16 protein-coding genes are annotated in these 18,239 nt (G+C 41.8%); 2 read left to right on the forward strand and 14 right to left on the reverse strand.

Annotated features, from left to right (window positions below):
* Positions 1-106: 106 nt before the first annotated feature.
* The 7 genes from A5886_RS13320 to A5886_RS13350 form a co-directional block, all read right to left on the reverse strand.
* Positions 107-1,042 (reverse strand): alpha/beta fold hydrolase, encoded by a 936-nt coding sequence (locus A5886_RS13320; RefSeq protein ID WP_086275577.1) that lies wholly within the window; start codon positions 1,040-1,042, stop codon positions 107-109.
* 147 nt (positions 1,043-1,189) lie between these two features.
* Positions 1,190-2,965, reverse strand: coding sequence for a glycoside hydrolase family 2 protein (locus tag A5886_RS13325; protein WP_218776644.1), 1,776 nt, complete (start codon positions 2,963-2,965; stop codon positions 1,190-1,192).
* A 4-nt stretch (positions 2,966-2,969) separates the two neighbouring features.
* Positions 2,970-4,376 carry a glycoside hydrolase family 43 protein gene (locus tag A5886_RS13330; protein ID WP_086275578.1) on the reverse strand — a complete coding sequence of 469 codons (1,407 nt, stop codon included), beginning with the start codon at positions 4,374-4,376 and terminating at the stop codon, positions 2,970-2,972.
* 30 nt (positions 4,377-4,406) lie between these two features.
* Positions 4,407-6,200 (reverse strand): glycoside hydrolase family 2 protein, encoded by a 1,794-nt coding sequence (locus tag A5886_RS13335; RefSeq protein ID WP_086275579.1) that lies wholly within the window; start codon positions 6,198-6,200, stop codon positions 4,407-4,409.
* 23 nt (positions 6,201-6,223) lie between these two features.
* Positions 6,224-7,057: a carbohydrate ABC transporter permease gene (locus A5886_RS13340; protein ID WP_086275580.1), complete on the reverse strand. Its 834-nt coding sequence runs from the start codon at positions 7,055-7,057 to the stop codon at positions 6,224-6,226.
* An 11-nt stretch (positions 7,058-7,068) separates the two neighbouring features.
* Positions 7,069-7,950: a carbohydrate ABC transporter permease gene (locus tag A5886_RS13345; RefSeq protein WP_086275581.1), complete on the reverse strand. Its 882-nt coding sequence runs from the start codon at positions 7,948-7,950 to the stop codon at positions 7,069-7,071.
* Positions 7,951-8,110: 160 nt separating this feature from the next.
* Entirely contained in the window at positions 8,111-9,352 is a 1,242-nt protein-coding gene (locus A5886_RS13350; RefSeq protein ID WP_086275582.1) for an extracellular solute-binding protein, read from the reverse strand.
* 245 nt (positions 9,353-9,597) lie between these two features.
* Here A5886_RS13350 and A5886_RS13355 point away from each other — a divergent pair, with 245 nt between their 5' ends.
* Positions 9,598-10,506 (forward strand): ArsR/SmtB family transcription factor, encoded by a 909-nt coding sequence (locus A5886_RS13355; RefSeq protein ID WP_086275583.1) that lies wholly within the window; start codon positions 9,598-9,600, stop codon positions 10,504-10,506.
* A 39-nt stretch (positions 10,507-10,545) separates the two neighbouring features.
* Here A5886_RS13355 and A5886_RS13360 read toward each other — a convergent pair whose 3' ends face one another.
* The 6 genes from A5886_RS13360 to A5886_RS13385 all read right to left on the reverse strand — a co-directional run bounded on the left by A5886_RS13360 (position 10,546) and on the right by A5886_RS13385 (position 16,212).
* Complete coding sequence (locus A5886_RS13360; protein ID WP_086275584.1) at positions 10,546-11,574, reverse strand: Gfo/Idh/MocA family protein; 1,029 nt, start codon at positions 11,572-11,574, stop codon at positions 10,546-10,548.
* 18 nt (positions 11,575-11,592) lie between these two features.
* Entirely contained in the window at positions 11,593-12,561 is a 969-nt protein-coding gene (locus A5886_RS13365; RefSeq protein WP_086275585.1) for a sugar phosphate isomerase/epimerase family protein, read from the reverse strand.
* Positions 12,558-13,277, reverse strand: coding sequence for a ThuA domain-containing protein (locus A5886_RS13370; protein ID WP_086275586.1), 720 nt, complete (start codon positions 13,275-13,277; stop codon positions 12,558-12,560). Before A5886_RS13370 ends, A5886_RS13365 begins: the two co-directional genes overlap by 4 nt.
* The gene (locus tag A5886_RS13375) at positions 13,274-14,029 is read right to left on the reverse strand and encodes a sugar phosphate isomerase/epimerase family protein (RefSeq protein ID WP_086275587.1); all 756 of its coding nucleotides are present in this window, start codon (positions 14,027-14,029) and stop codon (positions 13,274-13,276) included. Before A5886_RS13375 ends, A5886_RS13370 begins: the two co-directional genes overlap by 4 nt.
* Before the next feature lie 28 nt (positions 14,030-14,057).
* Positions 14,058-15,134, reverse strand: coding sequence for a Gfo/Idh/MocA family protein (locus tag A5886_RS13380; RefSeq protein WP_086275588.1), 1,077 nt, complete (start codon positions 15,132-15,134; stop codon positions 14,058-14,060).
* A gap of 208 nt (positions 15,135-15,342) precedes the next feature.
* Complete coding sequence (locus A5886_RS13385; RefSeq protein WP_086275589.1) at positions 15,343-16,212, reverse strand: AraC family transcriptional regulator; 870 nt, start codon at positions 16,210-16,212, stop codon at positions 15,343-15,345.
* A gap of 132 nt (positions 16,213-16,344) precedes the next feature.
* Here A5886_RS13385 and A5886_RS13390 point away from each other — a divergent pair, with 132 nt between their 5' ends.
* A complete protein-coding gene (locus A5886_RS13390; protein ID WP_086275590.1) occupies positions 16,345-17,133 on the forward strand; it encodes a PHP domain-containing protein in 789 nt (262 codons plus the stop codon).
* A 66-nt stretch (positions 17,134-17,199) separates the two neighbouring features.
* On the opposite strand, the gene A5886_RS13395 is transcribed toward A5886_RS13390, so the two are convergent.
* Positions 17,200-18,138, reverse strand: a complete 939-nt coding sequence (locus A5886_RS13395; protein WP_086275591.1) for a 2-dehydropantoate 2-reductase — start codon at positions 18,136-18,138, stop codon at positions 17,200-17,202.
* Between the last annotated feature and the right edge of the window lie 101 nt (positions 18,139-18,239).

Consider the following 18,239-nt stretch of genomic DNA (forward strand, 5'->3'; position numbering starts at 1 on the left):
TCTCCTTTATTGTTAGATGTGAAAACAATTATAACAGATATCCGAGAATGAAAGAAGTCTTAAAAGAAAAAATGAATTGGAATTTTCAGAAAAAACCACCAATTTCCTAACGTTCGGTATTATAGCGTTTTACTGAAAGCCACTTCCCAATCTCTTTATAAACCACTTCTTTTCGTTTCTCATTTAAAATTTCGTGACGGCCATTTTCTAGCAAATACACCGTTATGTCAGTATTCTCTTCAAGTTCGTGGGCCAACTGATGGACACTTTTCCCATAATGCCCGACGGGATCTTGATCACCGGAAATCAGGAGCAGCAGCAACTGCCGATCAATCGTGTGAAGTTGCTTGCGATTGCTAGCCGTTTTCGTCAGTTCAAATAAATCACGATAGGCAGACAATGAAAAATGAAACTGCGTCTGGGGATCTTGCAAATAACTATCGACTTGCGCTGTATCGCTGGATAACCAATCCTTTGTGGTCCTTTTGGGTTTGAATCGCTGATTATGTTTGCCAAACACCAATTGGTCCATCAGTTGATAGGGCCATTGATACGTTGCAAATGGTGCGAGCAACCGCGTCACCATTTGTCCGCTCTTCATTAAGAAAGCTGGTTCCATGGTTGTCCCCATGATGATTGCGCCATTCAAAGGACGGGGTTGCCGGAAAAGATAGTTGCGCAAAACCAACGACCCCATACTATGACCCAAAATAAAGTAAGGACAGTTTGGAAAACGTGCGGCAGCGAAGTCATGCACCAATGCACAATCATCGACCAACACGCGCGCACCATACTTGTCGCCAAAATGACCATACGCCTCCTTCTTACTAGCTGTCTTGCCATGACCCACATGATCATGGCCGATCACGGCATACCCTAAAGAAACAAGATACGTGGCAAAATCGTGATATCGATCAATATGTTCGACCATACCATGGATCAGTTGTACCACACCAACTGGTTTGGTCTCTGGTAACCACGATTGGACATATAGCCTATCCCTTCCATTGGATGATTGGATGGATTCACTTGATTGATTCATCAGGCACCTCTTTCAATATGTTTTCCTCTATTATACATGATGACATACAGAATGTTCTGATGAAAAAAGTCTATGTTTGTTCCACAAAAAATAGACATACACCACAAGGATCTATGTCTATCTCTCGTTATCAGTTATAGGAAATCATTATTTCGTTCGTCGCTGGTTGATTGTTTTGATTGCTGTCAGATCCACCTTAGATACTCTTTGAGGATCGAGCAAACCATTGACCTCTTGTTCGACATCCGTAAGTTGCGTATAGCAGTAACCGGTGATATACGGCAAATCTTGAATGGCTTGGTGAATCGCATCAAATCTCGCCATAAAGGCCGCTTCATCTTTGACTTGCTTGCCATAACCCCAATCTTGATCAGAATCTGTCGTAAATGCAATCCCGCCAAATTCAGAAATCATGATTGGTTGCCCTTGATAATGGTAGCCATGGGCAAATGCAAACCAATCATTATTGAACATTTGCTGGTTGGTCACAATCGCTTCTTTATCGGCATAACGCTTGCTCAATAGTGCCCCGACTTCTTCATAATCATGTAGCGTCAAAATATCTGAAACAGTATGCTCCCAACCATCATTGGTAATCACCGGACGCATGCTATCGATAGACTTGGTCAAGTGATAGATTCCCTCAGTCAATTGCTGCGGTTTTTGCAACGAATGGATGCCTTTGACACCCCACGATTCATTGAAAGGCACCCAGGTAATCACCGATGGATGATTGTAATGCTGCCAGACAATGGATGTCCATTCTTTGGTCAGGTTCCGGATTGCTGTGTCATTAAAGGTATACGTTGACGGCATTTCAACCCAAACCAGCAAGCCCATTTGATCACAGAGGTATAAGAAACGCTCATCTTCAATTTTTTGATGTTTTCTTACTCCGTTATACCCCATTTCAAGCACTCGTTCTACATCAATTTTCATTGCCTCGATTGAAGGCGGTGTAATGCCAGATTCTGGCCAATACCCTTGGTCTAAAATCAGACGTTGATAGAGTTTTTCATTATTTAATAAAATTTGTCCTTCTTCGATTGCGATTTTACGCATCCCGCAATAACTACGCACTTCATCGATGACCTGCATATTTTGATCAAGCAATCTGTACTCGATATCATATAGATCCGGATGATGCGGATGCCACACTTTCGTCCCCCAACAAGCATCTTCTCGGACCCTTGTGTCCAAATAGATCGGCGCATGGTCATGGGTCAGGGCAGTGATTGATTTACTGACGAGCTCGTCGTTAAAGCGCAGTGTGATTTCTACGTACAAGTCATCTGCAAACAAGGTCGAGTCACTTCCTCGTTTTCTCACTTGTGGTTCAAACATCATTTGATCATGATCCAAATCCGGTGTGACTTTGACGCTATCTAAAGAATACACAGGTGTGTTTTCAAGCCAGACCGACTTCCAGATTCCAGTCGTTTGCACATACCAACACCCGAAATTATCTTTTAGCCAACGTTGTTTTCCTCTCGGCTGATCACTTGCCAATGAATCTTCTACCCGGATGACCAACTGATTGTCTCCCGTACGTAACTCACTGTCGATCAGGAAAGAAAAACGGCTATAGGCACCTTGATGCCGGCCTATTTTTTGTCCATTGACCCAAACTTCTGTTACATAATCTACCCCTTCAAAATGTAGCGTGACCAGTTGATCGGCGTTGGCTTGAAATGTTCTTTGATACCACAAAACAGCGTGATGACTTTCATCGTGAATACCACTAGCCTCGGTTTCATAGGTAAATGGCACGTTGATGTCCTGTTGCTGTTCAAATCCTTGAAACCAGTTTTCTTTTTTGCCTATATTTTCATCATCAAAAGCAAACGCCCATGTTCCGTCTAAAGAAGTCCACTCTCGACGAATAAATTGAGGCCGCGGATGTGTCATTGGATCGATTTTCATATGGTTACTCCTCGTCTAATTGAATAATTTCCAAGCGATCGACTTGAACAGTATCAATGCCAATTTCAGATGCAAGGATGATTTCCTCTACACCTTCAGCCAATGATAGTCGAACTTGAACTGGTTGGTAATACTGAGATGGATGCATCTGGGTGGTATGCACTGAATCCATGTTGCTGATATTGAATTGGATCGGCGCTGATAAAGACAGATAATCAGGTGCTTTCACATAAGCAATCACAGTATATGCACCGGCTTTGTCAATTTGAGCTTTAAAAATCAGCTGATCGTTGGTTGATTCAAATCCAGAAACAGCCTGCTTCGAAAGGGCGGTTTCATCATCAACCATCGTGAGGTCGCCTTTTTTCTCGGCATCAACAGCGGCCAAGCGCAAGCGCTTTGCTTCTCCCGTCGGTAGTGTCTGCGTTTCCCACTCATCTAGCGGTTGGTCGATTATGATTTTGCCATCATTTTCCCAGTCAAACGCTTGCAGACGGATCGAACGTTGCCATCCTGAGTGATTCCAACGTGCCGCATGATAGATCAGCCAGTCCTCAGAGCCATCCTTGGATTTGGCAAATCCATTATGACCAGGCCCAAACACTGTGTCTGTTTGCTGGAAAATCGGCTCGGTTTCCTTGGTCCAATTGTCTTTGACTAACGGATCATCCTCAAGCGCCATCGTCAGCAATCCTAACGCATAATCATTGTCCCAACTGCCACTAGCAGAATAAACGAGATTCACCGTTTGCTCTTTAATGATGACCTGAGGCGCTTCATTGATCAACGGCGTTTGCTTCATTTCCCAGTCATATTCAGGTGCAGAGAGCAATTGCTTTTCTCCTCGTACCGAAGTAGGAGAAGTCATTTCTGCGATGTAGATATCTTGGGCCACGTTCTCATAGCCCGCCCAACCAGACCAGATAAAATAGTTGGTCTCACCTAGTGTCAGCACTGTCCCGTCGATGGCAAATTTATCGTCCATTCCCGCTATTTCTTCTAAAACCCACTCCTCAGAATATGGGTCCGCCTGATTATTGACCAACGCATACATCCGATGGGTCTCTGACGGCTTGTTAGCGGCAAAATAGACGATCCATTGCCCTTCTATATAATGAAGTTCAGGTGCCCAAATATTTTCGAGGCCTGCTGGCATTTCCCAAATGACTTTTTCTTCTCCGACTGCGACATCCGTCAATTGTTTAGAACGCCAAAGTGTCAAATTATTGCCTGTTGTTTTGGTATAGTAATAAAAATCATCTGTCTGCAGCACCCACGGATCCGCGCCATCATTATCGATAATAGGTGTGAAGTCATCCACGACCGTGTGTTCAGTCGCACCGCTGCCACACCCACTGACGCTCATTGTTGTTGCAACGATAAAACCCAATAAAAAACCCCTTTTCTTCATTCATCGTCTCCTTTTTGTCTTCTTGAATGGCTAATCGACTTGAGGCACATGAAACTGATCATTGATTTTTTTGATTGCAGCCAATGGCACTTTCGGTTGGCGATCATAAGTAAGCAAGCCATTGATTTCTTGTTCCACATCTGTGATTTGCGTGTAACAATAGCCCCATAATCCCACTGATTGATACACAGCCGACATGATTCTTTGATAATCTTTGAGAAAGTCCGCTTCATTATCAGCTGAGGTATAGCCCCAACCGGGTTGTCCTGATACATCAAAACCGATGCCGCCAAACTCAGTCAATAGGATAGGTTGACCTTGATAAGCAAAGTCTTTGGCGAAGACAGGCCAAGCAGAAGTCATTCTTGACACTAGATTTTCTCTTGTGCTGAGGGACCGTTTGAAATACGCGTATTTCTCAGGCTCTTCTTCTGTCCCATGCGCATAATTGTGCAACGCACAAATATCGGTTTCGGTCATCGCCCAGCCATCATTTGAAATCACCAAGCGACTCGGATCTAACGCATGGATAAAATGATACATCGCTTGTGAGAAATGTTGCTGTTGGCGATCATGACCAATCAAAGGAACACCCCAACTTTCGTTGATTGGCACCCAAGTCACAATTGAGGGGTGGTTGCTGTCTCTATCTACGATCTCCGTCCATTCATGCATCAAGCGAGAGGCAGATCGTTCATTATAAATCGCTGGCGCAGCACATTCTCCCCAAACCAGATAGCCCAGTTTATCCGCCCAATATAAAAAGCGCGGGTCTTCCGTTTTCTGATGTTTGCGGCAACCATTGAAGCCCATTTCTTTTGCCAGCAAGATGTCTTGGCGAAACGCTTCATCTGTCGGTGCTGTCAGCAAACCGCTTGGCCAATACCCTTGATCTAAGACTAATTTTTGATAATATGGTTTGTTATTCAAGTAGACCATGCCATTTTCTGTGTGAACCTTACGCATCCCAAAATAACTGTTTATCGTATCCAGTGTTTTCTCATTTTGTTTGAGGGTAAATTGAATATCGAACAACTGGGGATTTTCAGGTGTCCAAGACCAACCATTGTTATGGAAGTTCGTTCTAAAGATATATTCTTGATATAATTCAACATCCAAGACGACCTTCGCTTCATTGATCAAAACAGATCCTTTGGCAACATCTGTCTTGCCAAAGGTGATGTTGTAGTCCAAAGTTAATGCACTGACTATCTTACTCACTTCGGCAGTGATTTCAATTTTCCCATCATCAAATCGAGGAACCAACTTCGTTTTTGCCAAATGGACGTCTTGCACCACTTCTAACCAGACCGTCTGCCAAATCCCTGTAGAATTTGTATACCAAATCGCCGCTGATTCTGCTTCCCAGAATTGTTTGCCGCGAGGGGTACTTTCATCATCATGACGGTCATAGGCACGGACGGATACCCGTTGTTTGTCTCCAGGATTCAGCTGATGTGTAATATCTACAGCAAATGATGTATGTCCACCAATGTGGTTTTTGACATGCTGTCCGTTGACATAAATATCCGCTTCATAGTCGACTGCACCAAAATGCAGAACAACCCGTTCTTCTTTAGTGGCTGCCACTTCAAATTCCCGCATATACCAGACAATGTCATGGGGCGTACGGTCACCGATGCCACTTTCTGCACTTTGATAGACAAATGGTACATTGATTGTTTGTTGATAGATCGTTGGGTCATCAAACCAGCCATTTTGCACACCTTGATCTTCATCATCATACATAAATAACCATTCACCATTTAAGTTCATCCACGCATCGCGGACAAATTGTGGTCTTGGATATTCTGTTCTGTTCATACTTACCTCCATAAAAAATCATTTTATTTTATTCCACTTTGCAATGACATCGATTCCATAAAACTCTTTTGCGCAACTAAATACAACAAGAAAGTTGGAATCAACGCTAAAATGGCCCCCGCCGTTCCTACACCAGGATACGTCATATATTGACCTTGCAGTAATTGCAAGCCAGGAGTGATTGGCAACATGTCAATATCACTCATAACAATTGAAGGCCAAAGAAAATCATTCCAAGACCCAGTAAAACTAAACAAAGCAACCACTGTAAGCACTGGCTTGATTAGTGGTAAGATAATATGATAAAAAATCTGAAACTCATTCGCACCATCAATGACAGCTGACTCATCCAGTTCTTTAGGAATTCCTAAGATAAACTGACGAACCAAAAAAATATTGTATACACCCGCTGCCCCCGGAACGATGACCGCCAAAAATGTATTGGTCCACCCCAATGTGTCTACTATCTTGAAATTTGGTATCAAGTTAACAACACCTGGAAACATCATCGTTGCAAGCAAAAGCGCAAAGATCAAATCTCTGCCTTTAAATGTTAATCTGGTATAACCATATGCAGCAAAAGATACAATAACCATAACCAACACCGTATGAGATGTTGAAATAACCATCGAATTTAAAAACCATCGAAAAACTGGTGATGAATCATTCCCTTGCAGTAAGCCGCTAAAGTTTGAAAGTGTCCATTCTTGCGGTAGCAGACTAAACCCTAGTTTTTGAATTTCTGCGTCCGATTTGAAAGAAGTGAAAATAGCCCAAATCAATGGAAAAATCCAGACAATACAAACAATGGTCAACAATATAAAAGCAATCCTTCTACCTATTTTGTTTTCTCTCATCTTTCATCCTCCTATCTTTCTAATTTTTTAATCACCATAAACTGAATCACAGAAACAGCCATGATCACAACACCCAATAAAATAGCCATCGCCGAAGACATACCCGCCACTGAGGAACTACTGCCAAATGCATTCTCTTGGATATACATCATAAGCACCCTTGTAGAGTTGTTCGGTCCGCCACCGGTCAACATTAGCGGTTGTCCATAGATATTAAATTGGGCAATGGTTGTCATCACCGTCGTAAACACAAGTTGATTCCGAATACTTGGCAAAGAAATACGGAAGAATTTTATCCAGCTGTTAGCCCCATCCAATTCCGCTGCCTCCAATTGTTCTCTCGGAACACCGTTCAAAGCAGCAACATAAATAATTAAATTACCACCCAATGTCCACCAAATCGTCACAATGAGAATCGCTATCCAAGCCCATGGTTGCGTGCCAACAAAATTGATATCTATACCGAAGACTTCTTTGATAGGTCCAAATGATTTGCTCAGCAAAAATCCCCAAATAATCATGACAGCCGATATAGCAAATAAAGTCGGCAGATAAAGTATCGATTGAAAGAAATGCATCATTCTTGGTTTTGTCGACAATGCAACAGCTAATACCAATGGTATCGCTATACAAAGAGGCACGGAAATAACAGCAAAAAACAATGTATTTTTCATCCCATTAAAAAATTGGGTGTGGTAAAGGGAATCTTGGTCAAATAAAATTGTTTTAAAGTTATCTAAACCAACAAACACTGGCGAGCTGAAAAGATCCCAATCTGTAAATGAGACGTAGATTCCAATGACAGCAGGGATCAGAAAAAATAAAATGAAAAGAATCATATGTGGTCCTATAAATAAAACAGGCCAACCGTTACGTTTTTTATGATTGCTCATTCTAAGTACATCCTTTCATCGTTAAGTAAATTTGTATTGAACACCTAAAAAGGTGGCGACCTGCTAAGAATAGACAACGAAAGACTTAGCCTTCGCAACACCAAAAGAAAACTTCAAACTCTTTTGGCGTACCTTTCTCGCGTCACCACCTAAAAGCATCTTATTTCATTTTTTCTTCTACAACTTTTTGAATTTCCGCAAATGTTTCTTGAATGTCTGCTTTTCCAGTAATCATATCCCATGATCGGTTGTCATATTCATCAAATATATAAGATAATCCGTCCACTGCATTTACTGAAACAGCCGCTTGTCCTTTTTCAGTTTTTAATAGAAAAGATTGCGGCATTTCGATGTATTCTTCATTATCTAACATGGCCAGCGACGTTGGATTAGCGCCTGATTTTACCCATTCCAACTGATTCGCTTGAAGCCACGTAAGAAAATCAACCATTCCTGTTTGTTTTTCCTCAGACCGTTCTTCTTTTGTCTTGAACATCGCAAACTGGTCTACACCAGAACCTTGAAGAATATTGTCTGCGTCCCATTGAGGTGTAAATGTTTCTCCCCAAGCAAAATCACTAATTTCTTCCATATTACTTAGCATCCAAGTCCCTTCTGGTAGGAAAATCAATTGTTGATTCGCAAATAGCTTATTGGCATCTTCCCCATCAGGAACCATATAACCCGCATCATAAAGATTTTTAAACTCTTGAACCGTGTTATATGAATAATCATTATTAATATTTATATTGCCTGCTTCATCTTGCCACTGCCCGCCCATTTGTTGATAAAGATTGGAGTAATTCTGCATTCCCCAAGTGTATCCAAAACTGTATACACCATCAGCTTTAGCTTTTTCACCAGCTTGATTGATTTCTTCGTAAGTGACGATGCCATCGTCCAATGCACCCGGAACGTACTTATCAACAAGATCTTGGTTGTAATACATGACCCATGATCCCATTGTTGCTGGAATTCCATATTGGCTATCTTCTAAAGTACCAGTATCCCAAGCAGCTTCTACATAGTTTGACCGAGCAAGCTCAGTTCCTTCAATCATCTCATCCCAAGAATCTAACATGTCCTGATTTTTATAAGTAGGAAGCGCTTCTGACGCGACCAACGCCAAATCAGGTACACCTTTACCTGATTTACCCGCTGTAGTAAGTTTCGAAGTAAATGTATCTCCTTGCATACTTACCAACTTTACTTTAAAATCCGGATCGGTTTCATTGTACTGATCAATTGTTTTTTTTATTTTCTCACCATCTGGACCTGTTGTTGACGACCACAATAGAATTTCCGAAGTTTTGCTTCCACTTCCACTCCCACCACATGCAGTTAATACCAAAGTACATACCAAAGTTGTTCCAAAAAAAATAGCTGCTTTACTTGCTTTCATATTTTACACTCCTTTAATTTAACCGAAAAGTTAATCGAACAAAACAATCATTTCACGAAAATCATTTTTGAATCTTCATTACACTTTATAACGTAAAGTTAACATTTAAATAAAGCGCTGTCAATACTAATTAAACAAAGTTTTTGTAAGCATGAATCATTTAACTATATTGTAAACCAAGCGTATTGTGATATAATAAATTAGAATTATGAATAAACAAAAAAGTATAATGAGGTGAAAATTTTATGGATTTAAACTTAAAAAAAAGTTCTTTGACAGTTTACGAAGCATTGGCAAACGAAACGAGATTGGCCATTTTAGAAGCTGTCGGTGGTGGTAGAAAAAGTATCAGTGAAATCGCTGATCAATTGTCAATCAGCAATGCATTAATGACAAAACATTTAAAAAAATTAGAACTTGCACAACTCATCAAACTAGAAAAAGGTACCGGCAAGGATTGGAAAAAAAAATACCTATCTTTAAAGACAGACTTTATCAATATAAACTTTCCAGAAAAAGTATTTCCCGAAATGAACTTGACTTCATTAAGCGTAAAAATTGGTCATTTTACGGACTTTTTAGCAGAGCCGTCTTGTGGAATGGCCACTAAAGATCGCTTGATTGGGGCATTAGATGACGCAAAATCTTTTCTTGATCAAGATAGAGTCGATGCCGGTATCATCTGGCTTAATAATGGTTTTTTAGAATACAAAATTCCCAATCCTTTAAAAAATGGCGAAAGAATCGAGCTTCTCGAAATAAGTATGGAGATTGCTTCTGAATTTCCTATATCAAATAATTATTGGCCAAGTGATCTTTACTTTTATATCAACGACCAATGTATTGGTACCTACACGGTTCCTGGAAATTTTTCTGATGTCCGCGGTACTTTAACGCCAGATTGGTGGATCGATGAGTTTAGTCAATATGGCTTACTGAAACACATTCGAATCAACCGATTTGATACCTCGATAGATGGCGAAAAAATTTCAGATCAAAATTTACATGCGATTGATTTAGACAGCAGTAATTTCTTCACTTTTAAAATCGCTGTACCTAATAACGCCAAACACGCCGGTGGTCTAACTGTTTTTGGTGACCGTTGGGGAAACTATCCTCAAGACTTACTTTTCAACTTTTATGTTTCTGAATAAAAAAAATAAACCCAGAGAATCGCTCTCTGGGTTTATTCCTTATGCACTTGCAAATATGCGTTCAATCAGCAACATGACCTGACGGACTTCTTCGTTCTTAACGATTGGTTCTGCTTGATCACGTACAACATGGTAAAAGTTTTTGTAGAAGGGATCAAAGTCCGCTTCTGCTGATGGGAACGGTATTGATTCAGCAGCCAATTCTGAAGGGGGTGCCATTGTTTTCGTTAATCCTACCCCAGCTTGCACAGGTTTTGGTGCCGCAACATCTTCACGACCAGTCGCTCGAACCATCTCGCCATTCAATGACCAATCTGTGATTGTGGCTGTGCCTTCTGTTCCTTTGATATACCAACGAGGAAGCTGGGTATAGTTCGATGTTCCTACTTCAACGATTGCTTTGACCCCGTTTTCGAAGGTGATCAAACTGAAAAAGCCATCATCGACTTCTTCTCCTAATACATAACTCAAATCTGCTTTGACGTCTTTGACGGGACTGTCAACTAACCATAACAGTTGATCCAGCAAATGAACGCCCCAATCTAACAACATGCCGCCGCCTTGTTTTTTGACATGACGCCAGTCGCCAGGAATGCCATTGGCGCCTTGGACCCGTGATTCCAATTGGAACAAATCGCCGATTTGGCCATTGCGGTATAACGTTCGAACAATCAAGAAATCAGGATCCCACCGTCGGTTTTGATGGACCATAAAGGTATTGCCGGTTTCATTGGCCACAGCCACGATCTCGTCTAATTCAGCAACATTCAGTGCGACTGGTTTTTCACATACGACATGCTTGCCAGCTCTTAATGCTGCGATCGACAAGTCTTTATGCAAGTCGTTCGGCGTAGCGATCAGCAGGGCTTCAATCGTTTCATCTGCCAATACCTCTTCATAACTTTTGAAAATTTTGTGGCCTTTTTCTTGTGAAATAGCCTGACGTTCTTCGGAAATATCGTAGGTCCCCACGATATGGATGCGTTCATTTTCATTTGGCATGATATTGTGGACGTGATACGCCCCCATACCGCCATAGCCGATGACAGCAAAGTTGATTGCACTCATTCTTTCATACTTCCTTTCTTATGCCCACCACATAGAGGACGCTTCTTCACGGATCATGATCGTTTTCAGATTACTGATTGCACGATTCAACCCTTCATCAATGGACATGATTGGATCTTCATGTTCGATACTCAATACATAGTCATAGCCATAAATACGCAATGCTGAGATGATATCTGACCATACTTGTAAGCTGTGTCCGCAGCCAACTGAGCGGAACGTCCATGCCCGGGTTTTGACATTGCTGTAAGGTTGCATATCGGTCAAGCCATGCATGTTGATATTGTCTTGATCTAAATACGTATCTTTGGCATGGAAGTGATGAATCGCATCTGCTTCACCTAAGATTTTGACTGCTGCCACGGGATCGATTCCTTGCCACCATAAATGACTTGGATCAAGATTACAGCCGATTGCTTTTCCAGCCGCATCCCGTAGTTTTAACATTGTATAAGGGGTATGTGCTAAAAATCCACCATGCAATTCGATTCCGATTTTCACTCCAGCAGCTTCTGCTTCATGGTTGATTCCTTTCCAATAAGGAATCAATTTTTGTTCCCATTGGTAATTGTAATTGTCATCATATTCTGTTGGCCATGGCAATACAGGCCAATTGACTTGTGTATCTGTCGCATTTCCACCTGATACACCAGAAAATCCATTCACAACAGGTACATGCATCAAACTAGCTAATTTGATTGTTTTACGCAACAATTCATCTGCTTCTTGGGCTTCATTTTTTAACGGTGAGATTGGATTGTTGTGACAGCTCAATGCAGAGATTGAAAGGCCCTTATCTGCTAATTTCGCCAAGTATTCTTTGCGCGCCTGTTCGCTGGCTAATAATTGATCAATATCCAAATGGGCATTCCCTGGTGAACCGCCAGTGCCGATTTCTACTGTTTCCAAGCCTTTTTTGGCTACTTCATCGATCATTTCTTCAAAACTCAGTTGGTTGAATAGCGGTGTGAATACGCCTAATTTCATTTTGTTTCCTCCTCTAATGCTTGAAAGTGTCCATAATATGGGTAGCTATTTTCAGTCGGTGCACACCAACGGGCGGCATTTTTGATGACTTTTTGGACTTTCTCGTTATAATAGCTTGGAAATGTTTCGTGCCCAGGTTGGAAATAGAAGATTTTACCGTTGCCGCGACGGAATGTGCAGCCACTGCGGAACACTTCGCCACCCGGAAACCAGCTGACAAAAATCAGTTCATCTGGCGCAGGGATATCAAAATGCTCCCCATACATTTCTTCTTGCTCTAGCTCGATATATTCTCCAACGCCTTCGACGATCGGATGACTAGGATTGACATTCCATACCCGTGCATGACGGTCATCGACACGCCATTTCAAATCGCAAGAGGTCCCCATCAACGTCTTGAATATTTTCGAAAAATGACCGGAGTGTAAAACGATCAACCCCATACCTTCCAATACACGCTGATGCACCCGGGCAACGATGGCGTCATCGACTTCATCATGCGCCATATGCCCCCACCATACCAAGACATCTGTATCGGCTAAGACTTGTTCCGTCAATCCATGCTCCGGCTCATCTAACGTCGCCGTTTTCACATCAAAATCATCCTCGCCTAAAAAGGCAGCGATTTGACCATGGATGCCCTCTGGATACATGTTTCGTACCGTTTCATCCGTTTTTTCATGGCGAAATTCATTCCATACAGTTACGTGGATCATTGGTGGACCTCCTCTACGATATCTTTCAGTTGTAAGTAATCGATTGCTGCGGCTTCTAATGGACCATAAGCTTGAAATGCTTCTTGTTCAACGATCAACCATGGTAAATCTAGCGTTTTAGCAGCCTGTACATACGCCTTGATTGGCAAAATCCCCGAATTGATCTCGGTGCTTTCTTTGGGCGCTGCTTGCATATCTTTGATATGAACCAAGCCAACAGTTTCTTGATGATCTGCCAGCCACGCCAAGACATCCACTTCAGCAAAAGCCAGCCAATACAAGTCTGCTTCCAAATGCAGCTGGTCATTGTCCTTGCATAGTACATCGATCATCGATTGATCCGGCACTTCTGTAAATTCATGGGCATGATTATGATAGTACAAAGTCAAACCTGCAGCTTGCACTTGTTGCGCAATCTCTTTGATTTCCTGTGCGAACGCCTGCCACTTTTCCAAGGAATCAAAGGTTGCATAAGGAATCACGATTCGTTGGTTACCGATCGTTTGCTCAAACGCCAGCGTCTCTTTGATACGTGAAGGCTGCAATGCTTCATACGGGATATGAGATGCCGCAACGTCAAGTTGTAATGTGTCCAACCATGCGGCAATTTCTTCTGCTGGATAGTCATAATACCCTGCAAATTCTACGCCATCATAGCCAGCTTCTTTGACTGCTTGCAACGCTGCGAAAAAATCTTCTCTACAGGCATCCTGGATACTCCAGAGTTGCAAGCCGATTTTTGGTTTTGTCATGTGTCGCCTCCGTTATCTTGAATGCACCTTAGCCTAGATATACAGGCTCACCGGTATTCGATGATTTGTAAATTGCTTCTAGTATTTCAGTAACAACCATTGCTTCTTCTGGTTTCACAACTGGCTCTGTGTCATTGATGATCGCATTGATCCATGATTGTGCTTCTAAGATTTCTGGTGTTTCGCCAGTACCTTCATAGAAATCAACCCCGCCAGTTTCCAGCTCGATATTTTTCTCATAAAGCAAGCTGTGATCTTCTCCATTGATCGTCAACCCATTGTTCATATCAGCACCGGCTTTACTGCCGATCAAGGTTGTTTTTGCTTCTTTGACATCTAAACTATTTAATGCCCAACTTGCTTCAAGGAAAATCGTTGCCCCATTCTCCATTACCACAAACCCAAAGGCAGAGTCTTCGACAGAAAACTTCTCCGGATCCCATGAACCCCATGCATTGGCCGCATTTTTTGTTTGCGACAATTCATGATAAGCTTTCCCCACAACGAACTTTGGTTTGTAGTTGTTCATCATCCACAACGTTAAATCCAACGCATGGGTACCGATATCAATCAACGGTCCACCCCCTTGGGCTTCTTCATCGAGGAAAACACCCCATGTTGGCACTGCACGACGACGAATCGCATGGGCTTTCCCAAAGTAGATATTGCCCAATTGTCCTTCTGAACAAATGTCATGCAAGTAACGAGAATCTTTTCTGAATCGATTTTGATATCCGATTGTTAATTTTTTGCCCGTCCGATTGGCCGCTTCAATCATTGCTTTGGCTTCTTCCGTCGTTTTGGCCATTGGTTTTTCGCACATCACGTGGCAATCAGCTTCTAATGCTGCGATAGATAGTTCCGCATGAGACGCGTTTGGCGTACAAACATGTACGACATCAAGATCGGCTTGCGCCAGCATTTCTTGATAGTCACTGAACACTTGCGCATCTTCTGTACCAAAAATTGATTTTGCTTCAACCGCCCGCTCAACGATCAAATCACAAAACGCCACCATTTCTACTTCTGCCACTTGTGACAACGCCGGCATATGTTTGCCGTTTGCGATTCCACCACACCCAATGATTCCAACTTTAACTGTCATAACTTTCCTCCTGAAAACGCTTTTTATTTTCTGTACGTTCATTATAACGAAACCATCAGTTAACTTCTTCCCACTTTCCATTGAAAAAATTCCCGAAATTTATCTTATGGAATTCTCACTTAATGAATCGAGCAACCCATTTTCCTCACCAAAAAAGGATATCTAAATATAACAAAAAAGCTTGCCGAGATTCCCAGCAAGCCTGATGTTATCCATTGACATTCAGTTGTTTTTGATATTGTAACGGCGACTGTCCCACTGTTTCCTTGAAAACGTGGTGAAAGGTTTTGACACTTGCAAAACCAGCTTTTTCAGCCACTTCAGCCATCGGTATTTTCTGATTGGCCAAAATAAACTTGGCCTGATTAATACGATATTCTGTTAAAAACTGCATAAATGTCTTCCCAGTATTGGTCTTAAAAAAGCGCGTAAAGTAATGAGGACTAAACCCTACATATCGTGCAGTTTCTTCCATAGTCAGTACATCTTGATAGTGAGATTCAATATATTCAAAAACTTGGTTCAACCGTTGCAGCGTTTCTTTGTATTGGGCAGCGGAACGCTTCAAGGTACCATGAACTTTCTGACGTTTCGGTAAACTTTGATAGCATTCACCGATGATTTGGTAGAGCAAACCCATCATCAAATAACGTTTTCCCTGCACATTTTCTTCTTCTAATTGATATAATTCTGTCAATAATCCGGTGATTTTATGCGTAAAACTATCCGGCCATTCACGACTATGCGGTTCCCCTTCTTCAAATAACATCAAAAGAGAAGTTTCTGACTCTCTAAGCAAGGATTCTTCAAACAATTTCAGATCAAATTGGTACACATACCGCTCGCTTTCCGGTGAAGCCAGAAAGTAATGGGGTTGTCCACTGGCAAACAGATACAAATCGCCTTCTCGCAGTTCAATGATCGTATCGTCGACACCGATATTGACCGTACCGCGCTTGGCGTAAATAATCTCAATTTCCTTATGTACATGGGGATAAACAATGGTTAATCCATCATTTAAAAATGTGCGAAAACGAAATTCACTTTCAAATTCCGGAATCTCTAAATACATACTCATGGACTGGCGGCTCCTTCTCAACTATTCCCATTTATTATAATCGAAAAAAGGGATAAGAGAAAACCTTTTCTGACGCAACAATGGTTTCTCAAGTCATTTTGTGGTATCGTATTCAAAAAAAGGAGGCTTCTCATGAACTACTACGATCAACATTTGCATACCTTTTTATCCTTTGACTCAACAGAACAATTCGAAAATTATTTGGCTTATGAACCAGAATTTTTCGTCGCAACTGACCACTTCGATTTGAAGAATCCTTATTCAGATTTTCACGATGATATTCCCAACTATCAACATCTAGTCAAAAAACACCAACAACTACAAGAAACCACCAATACCCATCTGCTAAAAGGAATCGAAATTGGTGTCGTACCTGGGCAAGAACAGACGATTCTTGATTACCTGCAGGACCATCCTTATGATTTGAAATTAATCAGCATTCACCAAAACGGGACCTTTGATTACATGGATGATGCCGTGTTGAAAAAAGATAAATTCGATGTTGCTAAAATCTACTTTGACCAGATGGCGACTGTTCTCGATTCGTTTCCAGATGGCCACATCGTGACCCATTTCGATTATGGTTTGCGTCGTTTCGACTTTAGTCAAGAAGAATTGGCCCACCATTTTGAAACAGAATTGACCGCTATTTTCAAAAAGATCGTTGCCCGTGATTTGGCGATGGAAATCAATGCCAAGAGCTTTGGGCCATACAAGAATGCACCGCTGTATGAATATGCGATTCCTTTATATCAAAGCGTCGGAGGCAAACTCTTTACCTTGGGGTCTGACGCGCATGTTGCCAGTGATTATCGTCTGGATTTTGCGGCCATGAGTAGCTTGCTGCGTTCTTTTGGCGTGACAGAATTGGCTGTATTCCAAGGGAAAGAACGTTTTATGGCGGACTTGCCGGAAGTGTGATAAATATATCTATCAATCAAAACGGGTCCGCAATTGGCTGCAGACCCGTTTTTCTTATTCATTCTGTTATTTCGCTTCCAACACTTCTTCTTTGGCGTGGATCAATTGCGTTAAAAAGTCGCAATACGGTGTCGCTACGTTATACTTCTCGCCTTTACGAGAAATGGCACCGTTGATATAATCGATTTCAGTTTTGCGGTGATTATTGATCAAATCTTGATACATTGACGGATAATGCATGCCAATGCCTGCTGGATCATAGGTTTCTTCGATATGACGGACGACTTCAGGAATATCTAATTCAACTGCTTCATGCCGCGCAACAGCTGCGAACTCCCCAACGATCGTCTCAACCATTTTACGCGCAGTCGATGTACTGCCGAATTGCGCAATGTTGACATCTAAAATTGAACACAATCCGTTTAATGTGCCGTTCACACACGCTTTACGGTAAATAGAGTAGCGGATATTTTCTGAATACGCTGCATGTAAACCTGCGTCGGCCAAAACAGCGGCAACTTCTTTCGCCTCTGATTCATAACCCGGTTTTAAGTTTTGTAATTCAACGGAGCCTTCACCAAACAAGCGAACTTGCCCAGGACCAATCAAATCCGCAGTCCAAATCGTATTCCCTAGGAAAATCTTATCGGCAGCAACATATTTCTCAATCGTATCTTCATGTCCGATACCATTCAATAAACAAAGGATCTTGGTTTCTGCACCAATCATTGGTTGGATCGTTTGCATCATTTGATCCAACTGCATCGCTTTCGTAAACACCAAAATCAGATCGGCTTGTACATCTGTTGGCACCTCTTGTTGTGCGTAGATTGGAAATGGAACGGAGAGTTCTTCTCCATTCAAATTGGCTCTCAACCCATGTTCGCGAATCGCTTCGATATGTGCGGGCCAACCATCGATCAACGTGACCTCGTTGCCGCCTCTTTTTAACATAATCGCAAAGCGACTCCCCATCGCACCAGCACCAGCAATAACAATCTTCATCTATCTTCCTCTTTCCTATCTTACAATTAGGTATAGTTTACTCTAAATTGGAGAAATAAGCGAGAGGCTTGCGTTTGTGCGCCATAAAAACGCGTAAAAAT

Origin of the sequence: Candidatus Enterococcus testudinis (assembly GCF_002140915.1) — a bacterium.
GTDB lineage: Bacteria > Bacillota > Bacilli > Lactobacillales > Enterococcaceae > Enterococcus_D > Enterococcus_D testudinis.

Bases quoted from the DNA above. Each gene is read 5' to 3' on its own strand.
- A5886_RS13320 (WP_086275577.1), bottom strand. From the start codon at position 1,042: ATGAATCAATCAAGTGAATCCATCCAATCATCCAATGGAAGGGATAGG.
- A5886_RS13325 (WP_218776644.1), bottom strand. From the start codon at position 2,965: ATGAAAATCGATCCAATGACACATCCGCGGCCTCAATTTATTCGTCGA.
- A5886_RS13330 (WP_086275578.1), bottom strand. From the start codon at position 4,376: ATGAAGAAAAGGGGTTTTTTATTGGGTTTTATCGTTGCAACAACAATG.
- A5886_RS13335 (WP_086275579.1), bottom strand. From the start codon at position 6,200: ATGAACAGAACAGAATATCCAAGACCACAATTTGTCCGCGATGCGTGG.
- A5886_RS13340 (WP_086275580.1), bottom strand. From the start codon at position 7,057: ATGAGAGAAAACAAAATAGGTAGAAGGATTGCTTTTATATTGTTGACC.
- A5886_RS13345 (WP_086275581.1), bottom strand. From the start codon at position 7,950: ATGAGCAATCATAAAAAACGTAACGGTTGGCCTGTTTTATTTATAGGA.
- A5886_RS13350 (WP_086275582.1), bottom strand. From the start codon at position 9,352: ATGAAAGCAAGTAAAGCAGCTATTTTTTTTGGAACAACTTTGGTATGT.
- A5886_RS13355 (WP_086275583.1), top strand. From the start codon at position 9,598: ATGGATTTAAACTTAAAAAAAAGTTCTTTGACAGTTTACGAAGCATTG.
- A5886_RS13360 (WP_086275584.1), bottom strand. From the start codon at position 11,574: ATGAGTGCAATCAACTTTGCTGTCATCGGCTATGGCGGTATGGGGGCG.
- A5886_RS13365 (WP_086275585.1), bottom strand. From the start codon at position 12,561: ATGAAATTAGGCGTATTCACACCGCTATTCAACCAACTGAGTTTTGAA.
- A5886_RS13370 (WP_086275586.1), bottom strand. From the start codon at position 13,277: ATGATCCACGTAACTGTATGGAATGAATTTCGCCATGAAAAAACGGAT.
- A5886_RS13375 (WP_086275587.1), bottom strand. From the start codon at position 14,029: ATGACAAAACCAAAAATCGGCTTGCAACTCTGGAGTATCCAGGATGCC.
- A5886_RS13380 (WP_086275588.1), bottom strand. From the start codon at position 15,134: ATGACAGTTAAAGTTGGAATCATTGGGTGTGGTGGAATCGCAAACGGC.
- A5886_RS13385 (WP_086275589.1), bottom strand. From the start codon at position 16,212: ATGAGTATGTATTTAGAGATTCCGGAATTTGAAAGTGAATTTCGTTTT.
- A5886_RS13390 (WP_086275590.1), top strand. From the start codon at position 16,345: ATGAACTACTACGATCAACATTTGCATACCTTTTTATCCTTTGACTCA.
- A5886_RS13395 (WP_086275591.1), bottom strand. From the start codon at position 18,138: ATGAAGATTGTTATTGCTGGTGCTGGTGCGATGGGGAGTCGCTTTGCG.